This is a genomic window from Psychroflexus lacisalsi, assembly GCF_020164495.1.
GTDB lineage: Bacteria > Bacteroidota > Bacteroidia > Flavobacteriales > Flavobacteriaceae > Psychroflexus > Psychroflexus lacisalsi.
Genome location: NZ_JAIQYZ010000001.1, coordinates 960,889 through 975,933, shown reverse-complemented (window position 1 = coordinate 975,933; position 15,045 = coordinate 960,889). Strand labels below are relative to the sequence as shown.

Annotated in this window: 15 protein-coding genes and 1 pseudogene; 11 read left to right on the top strand and 5 right to left on the bottom strand. The window is 34.5% G+C overall.

Annotated features, from left to right (window positions below; all coding sequences use genetic code 11):
• Positions 1-33 precede the first annotated feature (33 nt).
• Entirely contained in the window at positions 34-2,661 is a 2,628-nt protein-coding gene (locus tag LB449_RS04565; protein WP_224453891.1) for a valine--tRNA ligase, read from the bottom strand.
• Positions 2,662-2,775: 114 nt separating this feature from the next.
• On the opposite strand from LB449_RS04565, the gene LB449_RS04560 reads away from it, so the two are divergent.
• Positions 2,776-3,147, top strand: a complete 372-nt coding sequence (locus LB449_RS04560; protein WP_224453890.1) for a DUF1573 domain-containing protein — start codon at positions 2,776-2,778, stop codon at positions 3,145-3,147.
• A gap of 11 nt (positions 3,148-3,158) precedes the next feature.
• Here the strand turns inward: LB449_RS04560 and LB449_RS04555 are convergent, their stop codons facing one another.
• On the bottom strand, positions 3,159-4,490 hold the full coding sequence (locus LB449_RS04555; RefSeq protein ID WP_224453889.1) for an aspartyl protease family protein: 1,332 nt from the start codon (positions 4,488-4,490) through the stop codon (positions 3,159-3,161).
• Between the two features lie 134 nt (positions 4,491-4,624).
• Here LB449_RS04555 and LB449_RS04550 point away from each other — a divergent pair, with 134 nt between their 5' ends.
• From LB449_RS04550 to LB449_RS04525, 6 genes are all read left to right on the top strand, one after another.
• Positions 4,625-5,818, top strand: coding sequence for a pyridoxal phosphate-dependent aminotransferase (locus LB449_RS04550; RefSeq protein ID WP_224453888.1), 1,194 nt, complete (start codon positions 4,625-4,627; stop codon positions 5,816-5,818).
• A complete protein-coding gene (murB, locus tag LB449_RS04545; RefSeq protein ID WP_224453887.1) occupies positions 5,819-6,832 on the top strand; it encodes a UDP-N-acetylmuramate dehydrogenase in 1,014 nt (337 codons plus the stop codon).
• An 85-nt stretch (positions 6,833-6,917) separates the two neighbouring features.
• Positions 6,918-7,124 carry a membrane or secreted protein gene (locus tag LB449_RS04540; RefSeq protein ID WP_224453886.1) on the top strand — a complete coding sequence of 69 codons (207 nt, stop codon included), beginning with the start codon at positions 6,918-6,920 and terminating at the stop codon, positions 7,122-7,124.
• Between the two features lie 19 nt (positions 7,125-7,143).
• Positions 7,144-8,244, top strand: coding sequence for a glycosyltransferase (locus LB449_RS04535; protein WP_224453885.1), 1,101 nt, complete (start codon positions 7,144-7,146; stop codon positions 8,242-8,244).
• Positions 8,235-8,795 carry an RNA polymerase sigma factor gene (locus tag LB449_RS04530; protein ID WP_224453884.1) on the top strand — a complete coding sequence of 187 codons (561 nt, stop codon included), beginning with the start codon at positions 8,235-8,237 and terminating at the stop codon, positions 8,793-8,795. The genes LB449_RS04535 and LB449_RS04530 overlap by 10 nt, the downstream gene beginning before the upstream one ends.
• Complete coding sequence (locus tag LB449_RS04525; RefSeq protein WP_224453883.1) at positions 8,792-9,193, top strand: DUF4174 domain-containing protein; 402 nt, start codon at positions 8,792-8,794, stop codon at positions 9,191-9,193. Before LB449_RS04530 ends, LB449_RS04525 begins: the two co-directional genes overlap by 4 nt.
• On the opposite strand, the gene LB449_RS04520 is transcribed toward LB449_RS04525, so the two are convergent.
• Together LB449_RS04520 and LB449_RS04515 are read right to left on the bottom strand one after the other, a co-directional pair.
• Complete coding sequence (locus LB449_RS04520) at positions 9,190-10,140, bottom strand: phosphoribosylaminoimidazolesuccinocarboxamide synthase (protein WP_224453882.1); 951 nt, start codon at positions 10,138-10,140, stop codon at positions 9,190-9,192. The genes LB449_RS04525 and LB449_RS04520 overlap by 4 nt on opposite strands.
• Positions 10,141-10,143: 3 nt before the next feature.
• Positions 10,144-11,096 (bottom strand): annotated as a pseudogene (locus LB449_RS04515) (PhoH family protein).
• Between the two features lie 95 nt (positions 11,097-11,191).
• Here LB449_RS04515 and LB449_RS04510 point away from each other — a divergent pair.
• Genes LB449_RS04510 through gldG form a run of 4 tightly spaced genes read left to right on the top strand, consistent with a single transcriptional unit; the run spans position 11,192 to position 14,723 of the window.
• The gene (locus tag LB449_RS04510) at positions 11,192-12,022 is read left to right on the top strand and encodes an SAM hydrolase/SAM-dependent halogenase family protein (protein ID WP_224453881.1); all 831 of its coding nucleotides are present in this window, start codon (positions 11,192-11,194) and stop codon (positions 12,020-12,022) included.
• Position 12,023: 1 nt separating this feature from the next.
• Positions 12,024-12,320, top strand: coding sequence for a putative quinol monooxygenase (locus LB449_RS04505; protein ID WP_224453880.1), 297 nt, complete (start codon positions 12,024-12,026; stop codon positions 12,318-12,320).
• Between the two features lies 1 nt (position 12,321).
• Positions 12,322-13,053, top strand: coding sequence for a gliding motility-associated ABC transporter permease subunit GldF (gene gldF, locus LB449_RS04500; protein WP_224453879.1), 732 nt, complete (start codon positions 12,322-12,324; stop codon positions 13,051-13,053).
• Positions 13,050-14,723 carry a gliding motility-associated ABC transporter substrate-binding protein GldG gene (gene gldG / locus LB449_RS04495; protein WP_224453878.1) on the top strand — a complete coding sequence of 558 codons (1,674 nt, stop codon included), beginning with the start codon at positions 13,050-13,052 and terminating at the stop codon, positions 14,721-14,723. The genes gldF and gldG overlap by 4 nt, the downstream gene beginning before the upstream one ends.
• On the opposite strand, the gene LB449_RS04490 is transcribed toward gldG, so the two are convergent.
• Positions 14,720-14,953 carry a DUF5652 family protein gene (locus LB449_RS04490; protein WP_224453877.1) on the bottom strand — a complete coding sequence of 78 codons (234 nt, stop codon included), beginning with the start codon at positions 14,951-14,953 and terminating at the stop codon, positions 14,720-14,722. The two genes, gldG and LB449_RS04490, sit on opposite strands and share 4 nt — an antisense overlap.
• Positions 14,954-15,045 lie beyond the last annotated feature (92 nt).

Genomic DNA, 15,045 nt, shown 5'->3' with positions numbered 1-15,045 from the left:
CTCTTTTTTATTCTATACTGTTTTGTATTTATTTTACAGATTTTGTAAGCTTTTTGTTATGGTTTGAATTTGTGCTAAAGCATCTTCTTTCTTTTGCTTTTCAATACTTACAACCTTTTCGGGGGCATTGTTTACAAATCTTTCATTAGAAAGTTTTTTCTCTACAGATTTTAAAAATCCCTGATAATACTTTAATTCTTCTTTCAGTTTTTCTTTCTCCGCTTCAATGTCTATTGCGCCTTCAACAGGTATAAAGTATTCATTCGATTTTATCCTAAACGTGAGACTTCCCTCAACTGGAGAATCCGTATAGGATAGATTCTTTATATTACCCATTTTCAAAATTACAGGGTCCAAATCTTCAGAAGCAGATTCATTATTGATAACGACTAAATCAATTTGATTCTTGAAAGCTATATTTTTTTCTTTTCTTATGGTTCTTATTCCCGAGACCACTTCAGAAACAAAAGTAAATTCTGTGATTAGTTTTTCATTGTAATCTTTTTCTACAGGCCAGGATGATATAGTAAGAGCGTTACTAGGATTTCTTTCTTCAATTTGATGCCATATTTCTTCAGTAATAAATGGCATAAACGGATGTAAGATTTTCAGATTATCTTCAAAAAGTTTAATTGTATCGACCAAAGTTGATTTATCAATCGGTTGCTTGTAATCTGGCTTTATAAGTTCTAAAAACCATGAACAGAAATCATCCCAAACCAACTTATAACTGGTCATGAGTGCATCTGAAATTCTGTATTTACCAAAGTGATCTTCTAGCTCTCTTAATTTAGATTGAAAAACAGATTGATACCAGTCTATGGCAATTTTGGAAGATTCGGGTTGCGCAATCTCTTCGCTAACCTCCCAGGAAGTGATCAATTTAAAGGCGTTCCATATCTTATTACCAAAGCCTTTCCCTTGTTGACATAAGGATTCGTCAAAAAGCAAATCATTACCAGCTGCATTACTCAAAAGTAAGCCTACCCTTACTCCATCGGCACTATAAGTGTCAATTAGTTCTAGGGCATCCGGAGAATTTCCAAGAGACTTTGACATCTTTTGTCTTTTTTTATCTCTTACCAAACCAGTGAGGTATACATTTTCAAAAGGTTTTTGGTCTGTATACTCGTAGCCAGCCATGATCATACGGGCAACCCAGAAAAATAAAATATCCGGTCCTGTGACCAAATCATTGGTAGGATAGTAATATTTGAACTCCTTATTTTCAGGGTTTCGAATGCCATCAAATACACTCATAGGCCAAAGCCATGAAGAGAACCAGGTATCCAAAACATCTTCATCTTGTCTCAAATCCTTCAATCCTAACGACTTTCCAGATTTTTCAATAGCCAGTTTTAAGGCCTCCTCTTTTGTTTTGGCAACCACATAATCATTTTCACCATCGCCAAAAAAGTACGCAGGAATTTGGTGACCCCACCACAATTGACGGGAGATATTCCAATCTCTGATGTTTTCCATCCAGTGCTTGTAAGTATTCTCAAACTTCTTAGGATGTAACTTTATATCATTGGACTCAAGAACTGCTTTAATTGCAGGTTTAGCAAGGTCTTTCATCTTGAGAAACCACTGGTCAGATAGCCTAGGTTCAATTACAGCTTTGGTCCTCTCAGAAGTTCCAACTTTATTGGTATAATCTTCAACCTTGAGTAAGAAGCCTTGTTTATCAAGATCACTTATAAAATTCTTTCTGGCCTCAAACCGGTCTTGACCTTCATATTTTAGACCAAAACTATTGAGAGTAGCATCAGGATTAAAGATGTCATAAACCTCAAGGTCATGCTTTTCACCCAAAATTTTATCATTTTCATCATGAGCCGGAGTGACCTTTAAGCAACCAGTACCAAACTCTATGTCCACGTAATCATCTTCAATAATTGGGATGCTTCTGCCTACGATTGGTACTACAGCTTTTTTCCCTTTAAGATGAGTAAATCTTTCATCGTTTGGATTGATACAAATGGCAGAATCACCAAAAATTGTTTCTGGCCTAGTAGTGGCTATGGTCAATTTTTCTTCAGAATTTTCTAAACTATATGACACATAATAAAGCTTACCTTGTTTTTCTTCATATATAACTTCCTCATCCGAAAGAGTTGTTTGTGCTTCCGGATCCCAGTTTACCATCCGGTAACCTCTGTATATCAAGCCTTTGTTATGTAGATCTATGAAAGACTGAATCACGGATTCATACATATCCTTATCAAGCGTAAATTTTGTTCTTTCCCAGTCACAAGAAGCGCCCAGCTTTTTTAGCTGATTCAAAATCCTGCCTCCGTAATCATTGGTCCAGTCCCAGGCATGGCTAAGAAATTCCTCCCTGCTAAGATCTGATTTTGAAATACCTTCAGCTTTAAGTTTTGCAACAACTTTAGCTTCTGTAGCGATAGACGCATGATCTGTTCCTGGGACCCAACACGCATTTTTCCCAAGCAAACGCGCACGCCTTACAAGTACATCTTGTATGGTATTATTAAGCATATGTCCCATGTGTAATACACCTGTAACATTTGGAGGTGGTATTACTATAGAGTAAGATTCTCTTTCATCTACTTCAGAATGAAAGAAATTGTTTTCTTCCCAGTAAGAATACCATTTTTGTTCTGATTCTTTTGAATTGTATTCAAGTTTGCTTGACATGCGATTGCTTAATTTTAAATGGCGAAATTACTGATAAGTCACTAAACTAAAAAAATTAAGATTTGAAATATGGTAAGAATTTAGTGTTTAGAAAATCTTGAGTATATTTACTATATGAAAAAACTAATCCTCCTATTGTTAATGTTTATGCCTTTGTTGTTTTTTAGCCAAGAAAACATAGGCTTAAGCTTTAAAACGACCAGCCATGATTTTGGAATTATTAATTCAAAATCGAACACAAAAGCAACGTTCAATTTTACCAACACCTCAGAATCAATTATTGAAATTTTAAAGGTACACGGAGAAAATAGATGCATCGTCATCGATTCTTTAAGTGTAAAAAGCTATGCTCCTAACGAAAAGGGAGCTATTACAATTACATACGATTCTGACTGCAAAGGTCCAATTCGGAAAACTGTGAGTGTTTTTACATCAAATAAAAACAATACCATATCACTTAAACTTATTGGAAAAGTAGTGGATTAGCTTATCGGTGGTCAATTGAGTTGAGAACTTAAAAATAATTCTCTCTTCAAAATTGCTTTGCCCCTTTTAAGCTGGATTTTAATACGCTTTCCTTGTTCGCTTCTAAGTAGGTTATTTATTTCTTCTAGATTCATCCTATTCACGTTTTTTCCATCTAATTTTAGGATGCGATCACCTTCAAGAATATCAATCTCTGAAGCAGGAGAATTTGGCCTTATTTTTACGACTTCAAGAATTTTTGATATTTCTAGTCGAATATCAAAATCTATTGATGTGTTTTTTTTACTGTAATTTGTTTCTTCATTGACTCTGACAAAAATTGGCGTCTTTACTGATGTAATTTCTTCTCCAACAAACAACAGAATCAAACCGCTCCTGTCATAATTGGAATTGTCATTAAATGAAGCACTTGGTTTTAAAAAAATATCTCGATTCTTATAGTCCAAAAAAATTACGAAACGTCTCAATATTTCACTACCTATTATGCCATTTTTGTATCGATCTGCCGTAAACAACTCAGCTGAGGTAGAATCTATGAAAGCAACTCTTGGCATTTCTAAATCATAATCGCCTATGTTCACAGTTTTTAGCTTAGATCTTTTGCCGCTTATAACGAGTTCCAGTCCATATCCAACATAATCTTCAAAAGAATGCTCTGGAGCAGTGATTTCATCATTTTCAAAAATCCAAAATGCATCACCCGAACCGGTATCAAGTAAAAAAACTAATTCTTTATTTGAGCCGTCCAAAAACTTTACTGGTAATTTCAAATGCGGCTTATTACGAATAGTCCGAAATTCCAGCTTATCAAATCGTCTTAACTTTCGATTGAATTTTTTATGCTGATAAATTCTTAAACTGTTTCGATTGTAGTTTAATCTGAATATAAAATGCTTTAAAAAGTCATAGCCAATAATCCCTTGTACATTTATACCTAACTTACTAGCAAGATCATATCTTGGATCTGTGATATAATAGACTTCTTGATTATCTCCGTAAAGTGGTCCAAAATCAATCTTATTATCTGTGGTTTTGTATGCCTTCACAGGTTCTGAACTACCAAGGCTTCTAAGCGATATAAACTCAGCACCCTCCAAAACTGTAGAATCTTTCACTTGAGCAAAAACCTTTGTTTTATTAACGCCTGTATCTACGAGAAAATTGATCGATTCACCATTTAAAGATGCTGAAAGAATGATCAAATTATTCAAAGACTTAAACTTTAAAGTTACAGCCCTTTTGTCTTGATCATCAAATTTGAATTCATCTTGAGAGCGAAGTTGACTACAAATGCAAACTGCAAAAATCAAGAAAATAATCGCTCTATTTTTCAATTTATTCATGGGCTTCAAAGATAATGTGAAATAAAGCTTTAAAAATATTTTTAGTAACTCTTTAAATCTTTTTTAGACGGTTTTGAACATTGTGAATCTTGCAGTTACTATTTAAAATCACCACATTTGTAAAAAATTAAATTATGCCTAAATTATCCTTTAAAGGACTTGAAATGCCTCAATCTCCAATTAGAAAATTGGCCCCTTTTGCTGATAAAGCAGTTGAAGAAGGAAAAAAGATATATTTTTTAAATATTGGTCAACCGGATATTGCAACTCCACAAGTTGCCCTAGATGCCGTTAAAAATAACGATCTGGATATATTATCTTATAGTCCATCTTCAGGGTTTGAGTCTTATAAAAAGAAACTAGCCAAGTATTATGTCAATAATGGCATTGACATTGATGCCGAAGATCTTATCGTAACTACAGGTGGCTCTGAGGCACTCCTTTTTACTATGGGGAGTATAACAGATCCTGGGGATGAAGTGATTATCCCGGAACCTTTTTATGCAAATTACAATGGATTTGCAGTTGCTTCCGGAGTAACCGTAAAACCTGTAGAATCTCATTTTGAAAATAATTTCGCCCTACCTCCCATCAGTGAATTTGAAGAGCAAATCACAGAGAGAACCAAAGCGATTATCATTTGTAACCCTGGTAATCCAACCGGATATTTATACACGAAAGAGGAGATTCAGAAATTAGCAGATTTAGCTCTAAAGCACGATTTATTTTTGGTAGCAGATGAAGTGTATAGGGAATTTGTTTATGATGGTGTGGAACATCATTCAATTATGGGATTACCAGAGTTGAAAGAGCATGCTATTATGGTAGATTCTGTTTCCAAACGTTACAGCATGTGTGGAGCGCGTATTGGATGCATGGTCTCCAGAAATAAAGAACTGATGGCTACAGCGCTGAAGTTTGCACAAGCAAGGTTGAGTCCTCCTACTTTCGCCCAAATCGCAAGTGAAGCTGCTTTAGATACAACAAAAGATTATTTTCTAGAAGTTAATAAAGAGTATACAGATCGTCGTAATACTCTTATTGAAGCCTTAGAGGCAATTGATGGAGTGAACGTAGCAAAACCTAAAGGTGCTTTTTACTGTGTTGTGGAACTTCCTGTAGAAGATACAGAAGATTTTGCAAAATGGATGCTTTCAGAATTTGATGTGAACGGAGAAACTGTAATGGTAGCACCTGCAGCTGGATTTTACTCGACACCTGGAACTGGCCTTAATCAAATCAGAATTGCTTATGTTCTTGAAAAACAAAATTTACTTAAAGCAGTTTCAATTTTGAAAATGGCACTCCAAGCTTATACCAGTAGATAAATGGAGCTTAATAAAGATGTTTCTCTAAAGTCTTACAACACTTTTGGTATTGATGTAAATGCTCATCAGTTCATCTCAATTGAAAGTGAAGAAGAGCTTATAGAAATATTGAGACGTTTTTATGCTTCAGAATTATTTGTTTTGGGTGGAGGCAGTAATATGCTTCTCACCCAAGACATTAATAAAACTGTCCTGCATATCAACTTAAAAGGAATTGAAGTTGTAGAAGAAGATGAACATCAAGTTCTTTTAAAAGCTGATGCTGGAGAAAACTGGCATAATTTTGTTCTATATTGTTTGCAACAAGGTTACGGAGGTTTAGAAAATCTTTCGCTAATACCGGGTAATGTAGGAACTTCACCAATTCAAAATATAGGTGCTTACGGTGTTGAATTGAAAGATACAATGTCTTATTGTGAAACCATCAACAGGCAAACCCTCAACAAAAAAAGATTTTACACGAAAGATTGCCAATTTGGATATAGAGATTCAGTCTTTAAAACCAAGTTTAAAAACCAATACATCATTACAAGTGTGGTTTTTAAATTAACCAAGAAGAATCATAAGCTTCACATTGACTATGGTTCCATTCAAAATGAATTGGAAGCTAAAAAGATCTCATCACCTACCATTCAGGATGTTTCAAAAGCTATAATTGCCATAAGACAATCCAAGCTTCCAGATCCAAGTCAAATTGGAAATAGTGGAAGTTTTTTCAAAAATCCCATAGTTAAATTTTCAGTTTTAGAAGATATTCAAAAAAGTATCCCAGATGTACCTTTCTATAAGATTAATGAAAGCTCTGTCAAAATTCCTGCTGGCTGGTTGATAGAAAAAACAGGCTTAAAAGGTTTTAGAAAAGGAGATGCAGGCGTTCATTCCAAACAAGCATTAGTATTGGTCAATTACGGTAATGCAAGTGGTAAGGAAGTTCATGAGTTGGCAGAACTTGTTAAAAAAGAAGTCGAAAAGAAATTCAACATCAACTTAGAAACTGAGGTGAACATTTTTTGAATATCATAATTCAGTATTAAGTTAAAAAACCGAGATAATATCCCATTTCACTTTCAATAAGTTTGACTTTTATTAAATTTGCAGTATGAAATTACTACTTATATCAATTGTACTTTTAGGATTAGCAGTAGCTGGTATAGCTATAAAAATCTGGGGTAAAAAAGACGGAAAGTTTTCAGGAACATGCGCAAGTCAAAGTCCTTTTTTAAATAAAAGCGGTGAATCTTGCAGTTATTGTGGTAAAATGCCAGACCAGCAAACAGATTGTGGTGGCTTAGAAAAAGCTAAATAGAAATTTAAACTTTCAATGGTTGAAATTCATATTCTTCTTATTTTTGATTTCAACCCTCTACATTTTAGTTCAGCAATTCAAAATTGCCTTTAGATTATTTAAACGTCATAATTCTTCTTCAGGCAGAGAAAATCAATCAATGCCTGTAAGCATCATTATATGTGCAAAAAACGAGGCATTAAATCTATCTAAAAACTTACTATCTGTTTTAAAACAAGATTATAATCAATTTGAAGTTCTTATAGTAGATGATAATTCTATTGATTCTACTTCGGAAGTCGTACAGGAATTTCAAAAACAATTTGCTAATTTAAGATTGACAAAGTCTAAAGCAGAATCTTCAAACTCCAAGCGCAACGCTTTAAAACAAGGAGTCTTAGATTCAAAATATGACTTGCTACTATTGACGGATGCTGATTGCAGACCAGCTTCAAAAGAATGGATTTCTAGTATGGTTAATCAACTTTCAGAATCAAAAACTTGTGTTCTTGGATATTCTCCTTACAACCTTCATTATTCGTTTTTGAATTTAATTATTCAATTTGAAACCCTACAAACCGCAGGACTGTATTTAACTCAGGCTATTAAAAACAAGGCTTACATGAGTGTTGGCAGAAATGTGATGTACTCGAAAGACTTATTTTTAAAAAGTGAAAACTTCGACAATGAAAAGCAGTTAACTTCTGGTGATGATGATCTATTAATTCAAAATATTGAAGATAAATCACAAATTACGGTGTGTTTAAAGCCTGAAAGTTTTGTTCTAAGCCAGGCTAAAATATCCTGGATCGCTTGGTGGAAACAAAAGTTAAGGCACTATTCTACTGCAGTTCATTATAACACTAAGAGTCAATTATTCCTTGGAACTTACCATTTTTCTCAGTTAGTATTTTGGATCAGTTTCTTGATTTTAGCTTTTAGTCAGTATTCGGAAACAGTATTAATGATTTTATTTGTTGCTTTAATTGTTAAAAGTCTTTCAATTATAAGTTATGCGAGAGTTCTAAAAGTTTCCAAGCATGTTTTGCTGCTTTGGCCTATCTTAGAAGCATGTTTGCTTATTTTGCAATTAAGCTTAGGCATACAAGGTAAATTTCAAAAACAAAAAACGTGGCAGTAAAACCTGACGTACAAGAACTTGTTAACAAAGCAAAACAATCTGATCAGAAAGCATTTAGAGCTCTTTTAAATTATTTTTGGGATGATGTTTACAGGTTTCAGTTGAAACGCACTAGAGATGATTATGAAGCTGAGGAGGTTACGGTACAAACTTTTGCGAGAGCTTTTGATAAAATAGAAACTTATGAGGATAGCTTTAAATTCAAAACCTGGCTCATAACGATATCCAAAAATATTCACATCGATCTGACGCGTAAACAGAAACTCAAAACCTCTGAAATAGAGACTTTTGGTGTATCGCAAATAGCAGATGTAGAGCCTACAGTAGAAGATAAAATAATTAAAGAACAGAATCTTAGTAATCTATTAAGGCAAATTAAAGAATTACAACCTCATTACAGAGAAGTGATTGAGTTGAGATTCTTTGGTGAAATGAGCTATAAGGAAATTGCAGTTCGAACCGAGCAACCCATTACCAATGTAAAAGTGAGACTGCTGAGAGCAAAAAAGCTACTTGCTGAAATTATAAATCAAAAACAAAATGGATTATGAAGTTAGCTTTATCAATTTTACTTTTTAGTTTAATGTCAATTCCACAAGGGTTTAATGATAGAAGAATCTTAGTAATTGTATCTTCAGAACATAATCCGGAAATTCAAAATCAAATTGATTTGTTGGAAAAAAACTCGATGGAACTGGAGAAAAGAAGACTAGCAGTTTATACAATCATCGATGGTAAAATTGATCCAGTCATCAACCCTAGTAAAAAAAGCAAAAAATTTCTAAATGATAATAAGACTGATTACACAGCAACCTTAAATTCAAAAACATACCTTATAGGTTTAGATAAAAGCATAAAACAAACCTTTACAGATTTTATCCAACCTCAACAAATTTTTAATGTTGTAGATCGAATGCCAATGCGACAAGCGGAAATGAGAAAAAATTAAGGCTTCAAATAGCCTTTGATGTTGTTTAAAATTCTTGTTTTGATAGAAATAACATCCGCTTTTTCAAATGCTTTACCAGTAATTTTTTCGTAAAGTTCTATGTATCGTTCGCTTATGGAAGACACAACTTCTGGAGTAAGTTCTGGGATTTTTTGACCGTCTTTACCTTGAAAACCATTCTCCATGAGCCACTCTCTTACAAATTCTTTGGACAATTGCTTTTGCTTTTCGCCTTTTGTCTGTCTTTGCTCGTAACCATCTTTATAAAAGTAGCGAGAAGAATCCGGGGTATGTATTTCATCTATGACTACAATCTGGCCCTCTGGTGTTTTACCAAATTCGTATTTGGTATCTACTAAAAGTAAATCTCTTTTTTCAGCAAGTTCGGTTCCCCTTTGAAATAACTTAAGTGAATAGTCTTCTAAAACTTCGTAGTCTTCTTTGCTTACAATGCCTTGACTTAGTATGTCTTCTTTAGATATATCTTGATCATGGTCACCCTGATCTGCTTTGGTAGTTGGCGTTATAATTGGGTGATCAAACTTACCGTTGAGTTTCAATCCTTCTTTAAGTTTCACTCCGCAAAGCTCTCGTTTCCCAGCTGAGTACTCTCTGGCCACATGACCAACCAGATAATTCCTGACTACCATTTCCACTTTGAAGGGTTCGCATTTCACACCCACACTTACATTAGGATCTGGAACTGCCCTAAGCCAATTCGGAACAATATCTTCTGTCGCCTTAAGCATTTCAGAAGCAATTTCATTAAGAATTTGACCTTTATAAGGAATGCCCTGAGGCAAAACTACATCAAAGGCACTAAGCCTATCTGTGGCTACTATTACAATTTTATCATTGGAAAGCGTGTATACTTCTCTTACTTTACCTTTATAAAAATCAACCTGATTAGGTAGTTGAAACTGGGTGGATGTAAGTGTTTTACTCATAATTTAATCCTGATTTTCTATTGCTTTGTAAGCAGAAATTACTTTTTTGACAAGACGGTGACGAATGACATCTTTGTCATCTAGATAAATCATACCAATACCTTTAACGTCTTTGAGAACGAGAAGTGCTTCTTTAAGACCTGAGATTGCACGTTTTGGTAAATCCACCTGACCGGGATCTCCAGTGATCATGAATTTTGCATTTTTCCCATCCTTGTCAAAAACATTTTCATCTGTGGATGTGTAGTATTTTGAGCTTCATCCAAAATAACAAACGCATTGTCCAATGTTCTACCCCTCATAAATGCGAGAGGTGCTATTTGAATGGTACCCTTTTCAATATAACTTTCAAGCTTTTCAGGAGCAATCATATCTCTTAATGCATCATAAAGGGGTTGCATATAAGGATCAAGTTTTTCTCTCAAATCTCCTGGTAAAAACCCAAGATTTTCTCCGGCTTCAACAGCAGGGCGAGTCAATATAATTCTTCTTACTTGTTTATTTTTAAGTGCTTGCACTGCTAAGGCCACACCAGTATAAGTTTTACCTGTACCTGCAGGACCAATTGCAAATACCATATCATTGGTATTCATCAACTCTACCAATTTTCTTTGGTTGGCCGTCTGCGCTTTTATGAGCCTCCCTCCTATGCCATGTACCAAAACAGCTCCAGAAGAAACCGGTGCATCATAATCAGCTTTAGACTGGCTTGTAAGAATTCTCTCTATCGCATTTTCATCTATAGAATTGAACTTAGAGAAATGGTCGGTTAGCATTTCGAAACGCCCTTCAAATTCTTCTAGACGCTCGTCATCTCCAAAAACCTTTATTTTATTCCCTCTAGCTACAAGTTTGAGTTGCGGATAATATTTTTTAATAAGTTCAATATTAACGTTGTGGTGTCCAAAAAATTCTCTTGGATTAATTTCTGAGAGTTCTAAAATAAGTTCATTCAAAAGCGCTGATTTTTGTTTAAAAATAATAAATTCGCATAACAAAATTACGCATTTTTTTGACTAAAATGAGCATCCAATTATTAACTGTCTATTAAATGCCTATCATAACTCTTACTACAGATTTTGGACTAAAGGATCACTCCGTTGCCGCCGTAAAAGGCGCTCTGTTGTGCGAGTTGGACAAGGTTCAAATTATAGACATTTCTCATGAAATTTCTCCCTTCAATTACACGGAAGCTGCTTACATTATAAAAAACGCTTACCATAACTTTCCAGAAAACTCGATACACATCATTGGGGTAGATTCTGAATTGACACCAGAGAATAAACATCTTGCTATTTATCTGGATGGGCACTATTTTATATGTGCCGACAATGGTATTTTATCCCTTATTTCTTCTGAAATAAAACCAGATAAAATTGTTGAAATCAATATTCATGATAATTTTGAAATGAAATCCAAAATCCTGGATGTATTTATCAGTGTAGCCGCTCACATTTGCAGAGGTGGTGACTTGGATGTCATCGGAAAAACTATTCCAAGTATGAATGAGCTTACGCATGTGAAACCTATTGTAAATCAACAGGAAGACCAGATTATTGGACATATTATTTACATCGATAATTTCGGCAATGTGGTTTCAAACGTCAGTAAGAAACTTTTCAAATCTGTAGCAAGAGGAAGAGAAGTGTTGATTTCTGCAAGGTCTACCAAATTCAAAAACGTGTATTCAAATTATTCCGATGCGATCAACTTCAACGTTCCTAAAGAAAACAGAGAAATGGAAGGAAAGAAAATTGCTTTGTTCAATTCATCAGATTTTTTAGAACTTGCTATTTATAAAAGTAATCCTTTAAGTGTAGGCTCTGCTTCTAGTTTATTCGGAATAAAATATCTGGACACGCTAACTATTAAATTTTTATAGAATGCTAGTAAGAATAGTGAAAATGAAGTTTACTCCTGAAGCTGTTGAAGACTTCCAGAGCCTTTTTAAAAAAAACAAAGAGAAAATACGTCATTTTGAAGGTTGCCGACGCTTAGAACTCTATCAAGATCAAAACAACTCTAGTATATTCTTCACATACAGCTATTGGGAGTCCGAATCTCATTTGAATGCTTACCGTCACTCAGATTTATTTGCTTACGTCTGGAAAGCTACTAAAGCAAAATTTTCAGACAAGGCTGAGGCTTGGAGCTTAGATAAACTTGTAGAATTAAAATGATATGCTAGCCATCTTCAATAAAGAATTCAACAGTTTCTTTTCCAGTGCCAATGGCTATATCGTCATTGGATTATTTTTAGTTTCAACAGGGAGTTTAATCTGGGTCGTTCCTGGACCGTTCAATATTTTCGACTTAGGCTATGTCAACCTCATCCCCTTTTTTGAAGCCTTGCCCTGGGTTTTTGCTTTCTTGATTCCTGCCATCAGCATGCGGAGCTTTTCTGAAGAAAGAAAACAAGGCACTATGGAACTTTTACTCACAAAACCTTTGAGTCTGAATCAACTTGTGTTTGGTAAATTTCTTGGGTGTTTGTGCTTAAGTCTTATTGCCATTCTACCTACTTTCTTCTATTTAATAAGTCTTTCCGAACTTACTGCCGAAAATGTAACCATAGATTATGGTGTCATTTTTAGTTCATATTTTGGACTGGTTTTACTTATATCCTGTTTCACCTCTATCGGTATTTTCGCCTCATCTGTGAGTACCAACCAAATTGTAGCCTTTATTTGGGGAACTGTTATAAGTTTATTTCTATACTTTGGTTTTGATGGATTGAATTCAATTGCAATAGGAGGCTCACAATTATACTCCCTGGAATACTTCGGAATTAATTACCATTTCAAAAGCATTACAAGAGGAATTCTGGACAGTAGAAACCTAATTTATCTGATTAGTATTAGCGTTTTATTTTTAGCATTAACGCGTATTCAATTAAAAACCCTTTCGGAATGAAAGCAAGACCGATGCTAAAAAAAGCTCTGGGAATTTTAGTTGTCATCGTACTTCTGAATGTATTGGCCTCGCAATTTTTTACGCGAGTAGATTTCACTTCAGACCAAAAGTATACACTATCCAAGCCTACCATAGAATTGATAGAATCTATAGAAAGCCCTATTCTTATTCAGGTGTTTTTAACAGGGGATTTACCTTCAGAATTTAAAAGATTACAAACAGAAACTCGCTACATACTTGAAGAACTTCGCGCGTATAATTCTAATATAAAATATGAATTTATAGATCCTTTGGATAGCAATCTGGAGGCCATGGAGGTCGCCAATCTTTTTTACGAAAAAGGCATGCCACCAGAGTCATTGAATATTCGCGAAAACGGAAAACTCACGGAACGCGTCATATTTCCCTGGGCTGTAGCGAATTACAAAAATCAGCAGTCTTCCATTCAACTCCTGCAGAAAACATTGTCGCAAAGCAATTCTGAATTGGTTCAAAAATCAATTGAAAATCTAGAATATGGCTTTATCGATGCTGCCACAAAATTGACACGTGAAAGAAGTAAAAAAGTCGCTATTTTGAAAGGTCAAGGTGAACTTGAAGATAAATATCTATCAGACTTTCTGACTACACTTAAAGAGTATTATCTAATAGCGCCTTTCACATTAGATTCAGTAGAAAGCAATCCACAACGAACTGTCGACCAGCTAAAAACTTACGACCTCATCATAGATGCAAAAGCTACTCAGCCGTTCAGTGAAGAAAAAAATTATGCGATAGACCAATATTTGATGAGTGGAGGGAAAGCGCTTTGGCTTACGGAACATGTTAATGTTGAAAAAGATAGTCTATATAGAGCTTCAAAATCTGCTTTGGCCTTACCTAGAAATTTGAATTTATACAATTTGTTCTTTAAATATGGAATTAGAATCAATCCTCAACTCATAAATGATCTTTATTCTGCTCCCATTGTTTTAGCTTCTGGGAGTGGAAATTCTACTCAGCTTTCCAGATTTCCATGGTTTTATGATCCGCTTGGAAACATTGCCAATAAGCATCCCATAACAAGTAATCTAAATCCTGTAAAATTTGAGTTTGCAAACCCAATAGATACTCTAAAATCTGGACTCAAGAAAACAATATTGCTGGAAAGCTCAGAACTCTCCAAAAAAATAGGGGTTCCTTTTGAAATCAATTTGAATGAAATCAACGAAGACCCAAATCCAGAACTTTATACTTCAGGTAGATTTCCAATGGCTGTGATGGTGGAAGGTGAATTTAGTTCAGCTTTCCAAGCAAAACTAAAACCATTTCAGTTATCAAAGCCTTTAGATAAAAGTCCGATAACAGAGCAAGTCTTTATTTCTGATGGTGATGTCATCAAAAATCAAATTCAATCTGGTAAACCCTTAGAATTAGGTTTTGACAGGTATTCAGGAATAACATATGGCAACAAAACTTTCCTTTTGAATACGGTGAATTTTCTCCTTGGTGACAAGGATTTAGTGAATACAAGAAATAAGTCAATCCGCCTTGATGAGATGAATCTGGATAAGCTGGAGACTGATAAGTTAACCTGGCAGATTTTCAATATAGCAGCTCCTCTCCTTTCAATATTTGCTTTTGGCGCTTTGTTTCACTATTGGAGAAAGAGAAAATACAGCAGAAATTAGCGCCTGAATTTATCTTTATTTCTATTGACAATAAGATATATAACTGGCAGTATTCCTAAAAAGTTGATGAGCGCTAAAAAAATAAACCACGCGATTTGTTTACGTCTGGCTGACTGCCATAAAGTGATAAGTTTTAAAATAGCGTCGACAATTATAAGGAAAAGAATGATGCCTATAAGATAGGAATAGTCATCCATAAATGATTGAAAGTCGGGTTCGGTTAGGTCCATTATTCAGAAGTTTAGAAACCTAATTTAGCATAAAATCTAAAATAAATCTAAAAGGAGTTGGAAAAATGAGTTTAGAAAGTCCATTAAAATTA

What these genes read in the sequence shown, in the direction of transcription:
- LB449_RS04565 (WP_224453891.1), bottom strand. Translation starts at nt 2,661, where the DNA reads ATGTCAAGCAAACTTGAATACAATTCAAAAGAATCAGAACAAAAATGG.
- LB449_RS04490 (WP_224453877.1), bottom strand. Translation starts at nt 14,953, where the DNA reads ATGGACCTAACCGAACCCGACTTTCAATCATTTATGGATGACTATTCC.
- LB449_RS04525 (WP_224453883.1), top strand. Translation starts at nt 8,792, where the DNA reads ATGAAGTTAGCTTTATCAATTTTACTTTTTAGTTTAATGTCAATTCCA.
- LB449_RS04540 (WP_224453886.1), top strand. Translation starts at nt 6,918, where the DNA reads ATGAAATTACTACTTATATCAATTGTACTTTTAGGATTAGCAGTAGCT.
- LB449_RS04505 (WP_224453880.1), top strand. Translation starts at nt 12,024, where the DNA reads ATGCTAGTAAGAATAGTGAAAATGAAGTTTACTCCTGAAGCTGTTGAA.
- gldG (WP_224453878.1), top strand. Translation starts at nt 13,050, where the DNA reads ATGAAAGCAAGACCGATGCTAAAAAAAGCTCTGGGAATTTTAGTTGTC.
- LB449_RS04550 (WP_224453888.1), top strand. Translation starts at nt 4,625, where the DNA reads ATGCCTAAATTATCCTTTAAAGGACTTGAAATGCCTCAATCTCCAATT.
- LB449_RS04510 (WP_224453881.1), top strand. Translation starts at nt 11,192, where the DNA reads ATGCCTATCATAACTCTTACTACAGATTTTGGACTAAAGGATCACTCC.
- LB449_RS04520 (WP_224453882.1), bottom strand. Translation starts at nt 10,140, where the DNA reads ATGAGTAAAACACTTACATCCACCCAGTTTCAACTACCTAATCAGGTT.
- LB449_RS04555 (WP_224453889.1), bottom strand. Translation starts at nt 4,490, where the DNA reads ATGAATAAATTGAAAAATAGAGCGATTATTTTCTTGATTTTTGCAGTT.
- gldF (WP_224453879.1), top strand. Translation starts at nt 12,322, where the DNA reads ATGCTAGCCATCTTCAATAAAGAATTCAACAGTTTCTTTTCCAGTGCC.
- murB (WP_224453887.1), top strand. Translation starts at nt 5,819, where the DNA reads ATGGAGCTTAATAAAGATGTTTCTCTAAAGTCTTACAACACTTTTGGT.
- LB449_RS04560 (WP_224453890.1), top strand. Translation starts at nt 2,776, where the DNA reads ATGAAAAAACTAATCCTCCTATTGTTAATGTTTATGCCTTTGTTGTTT.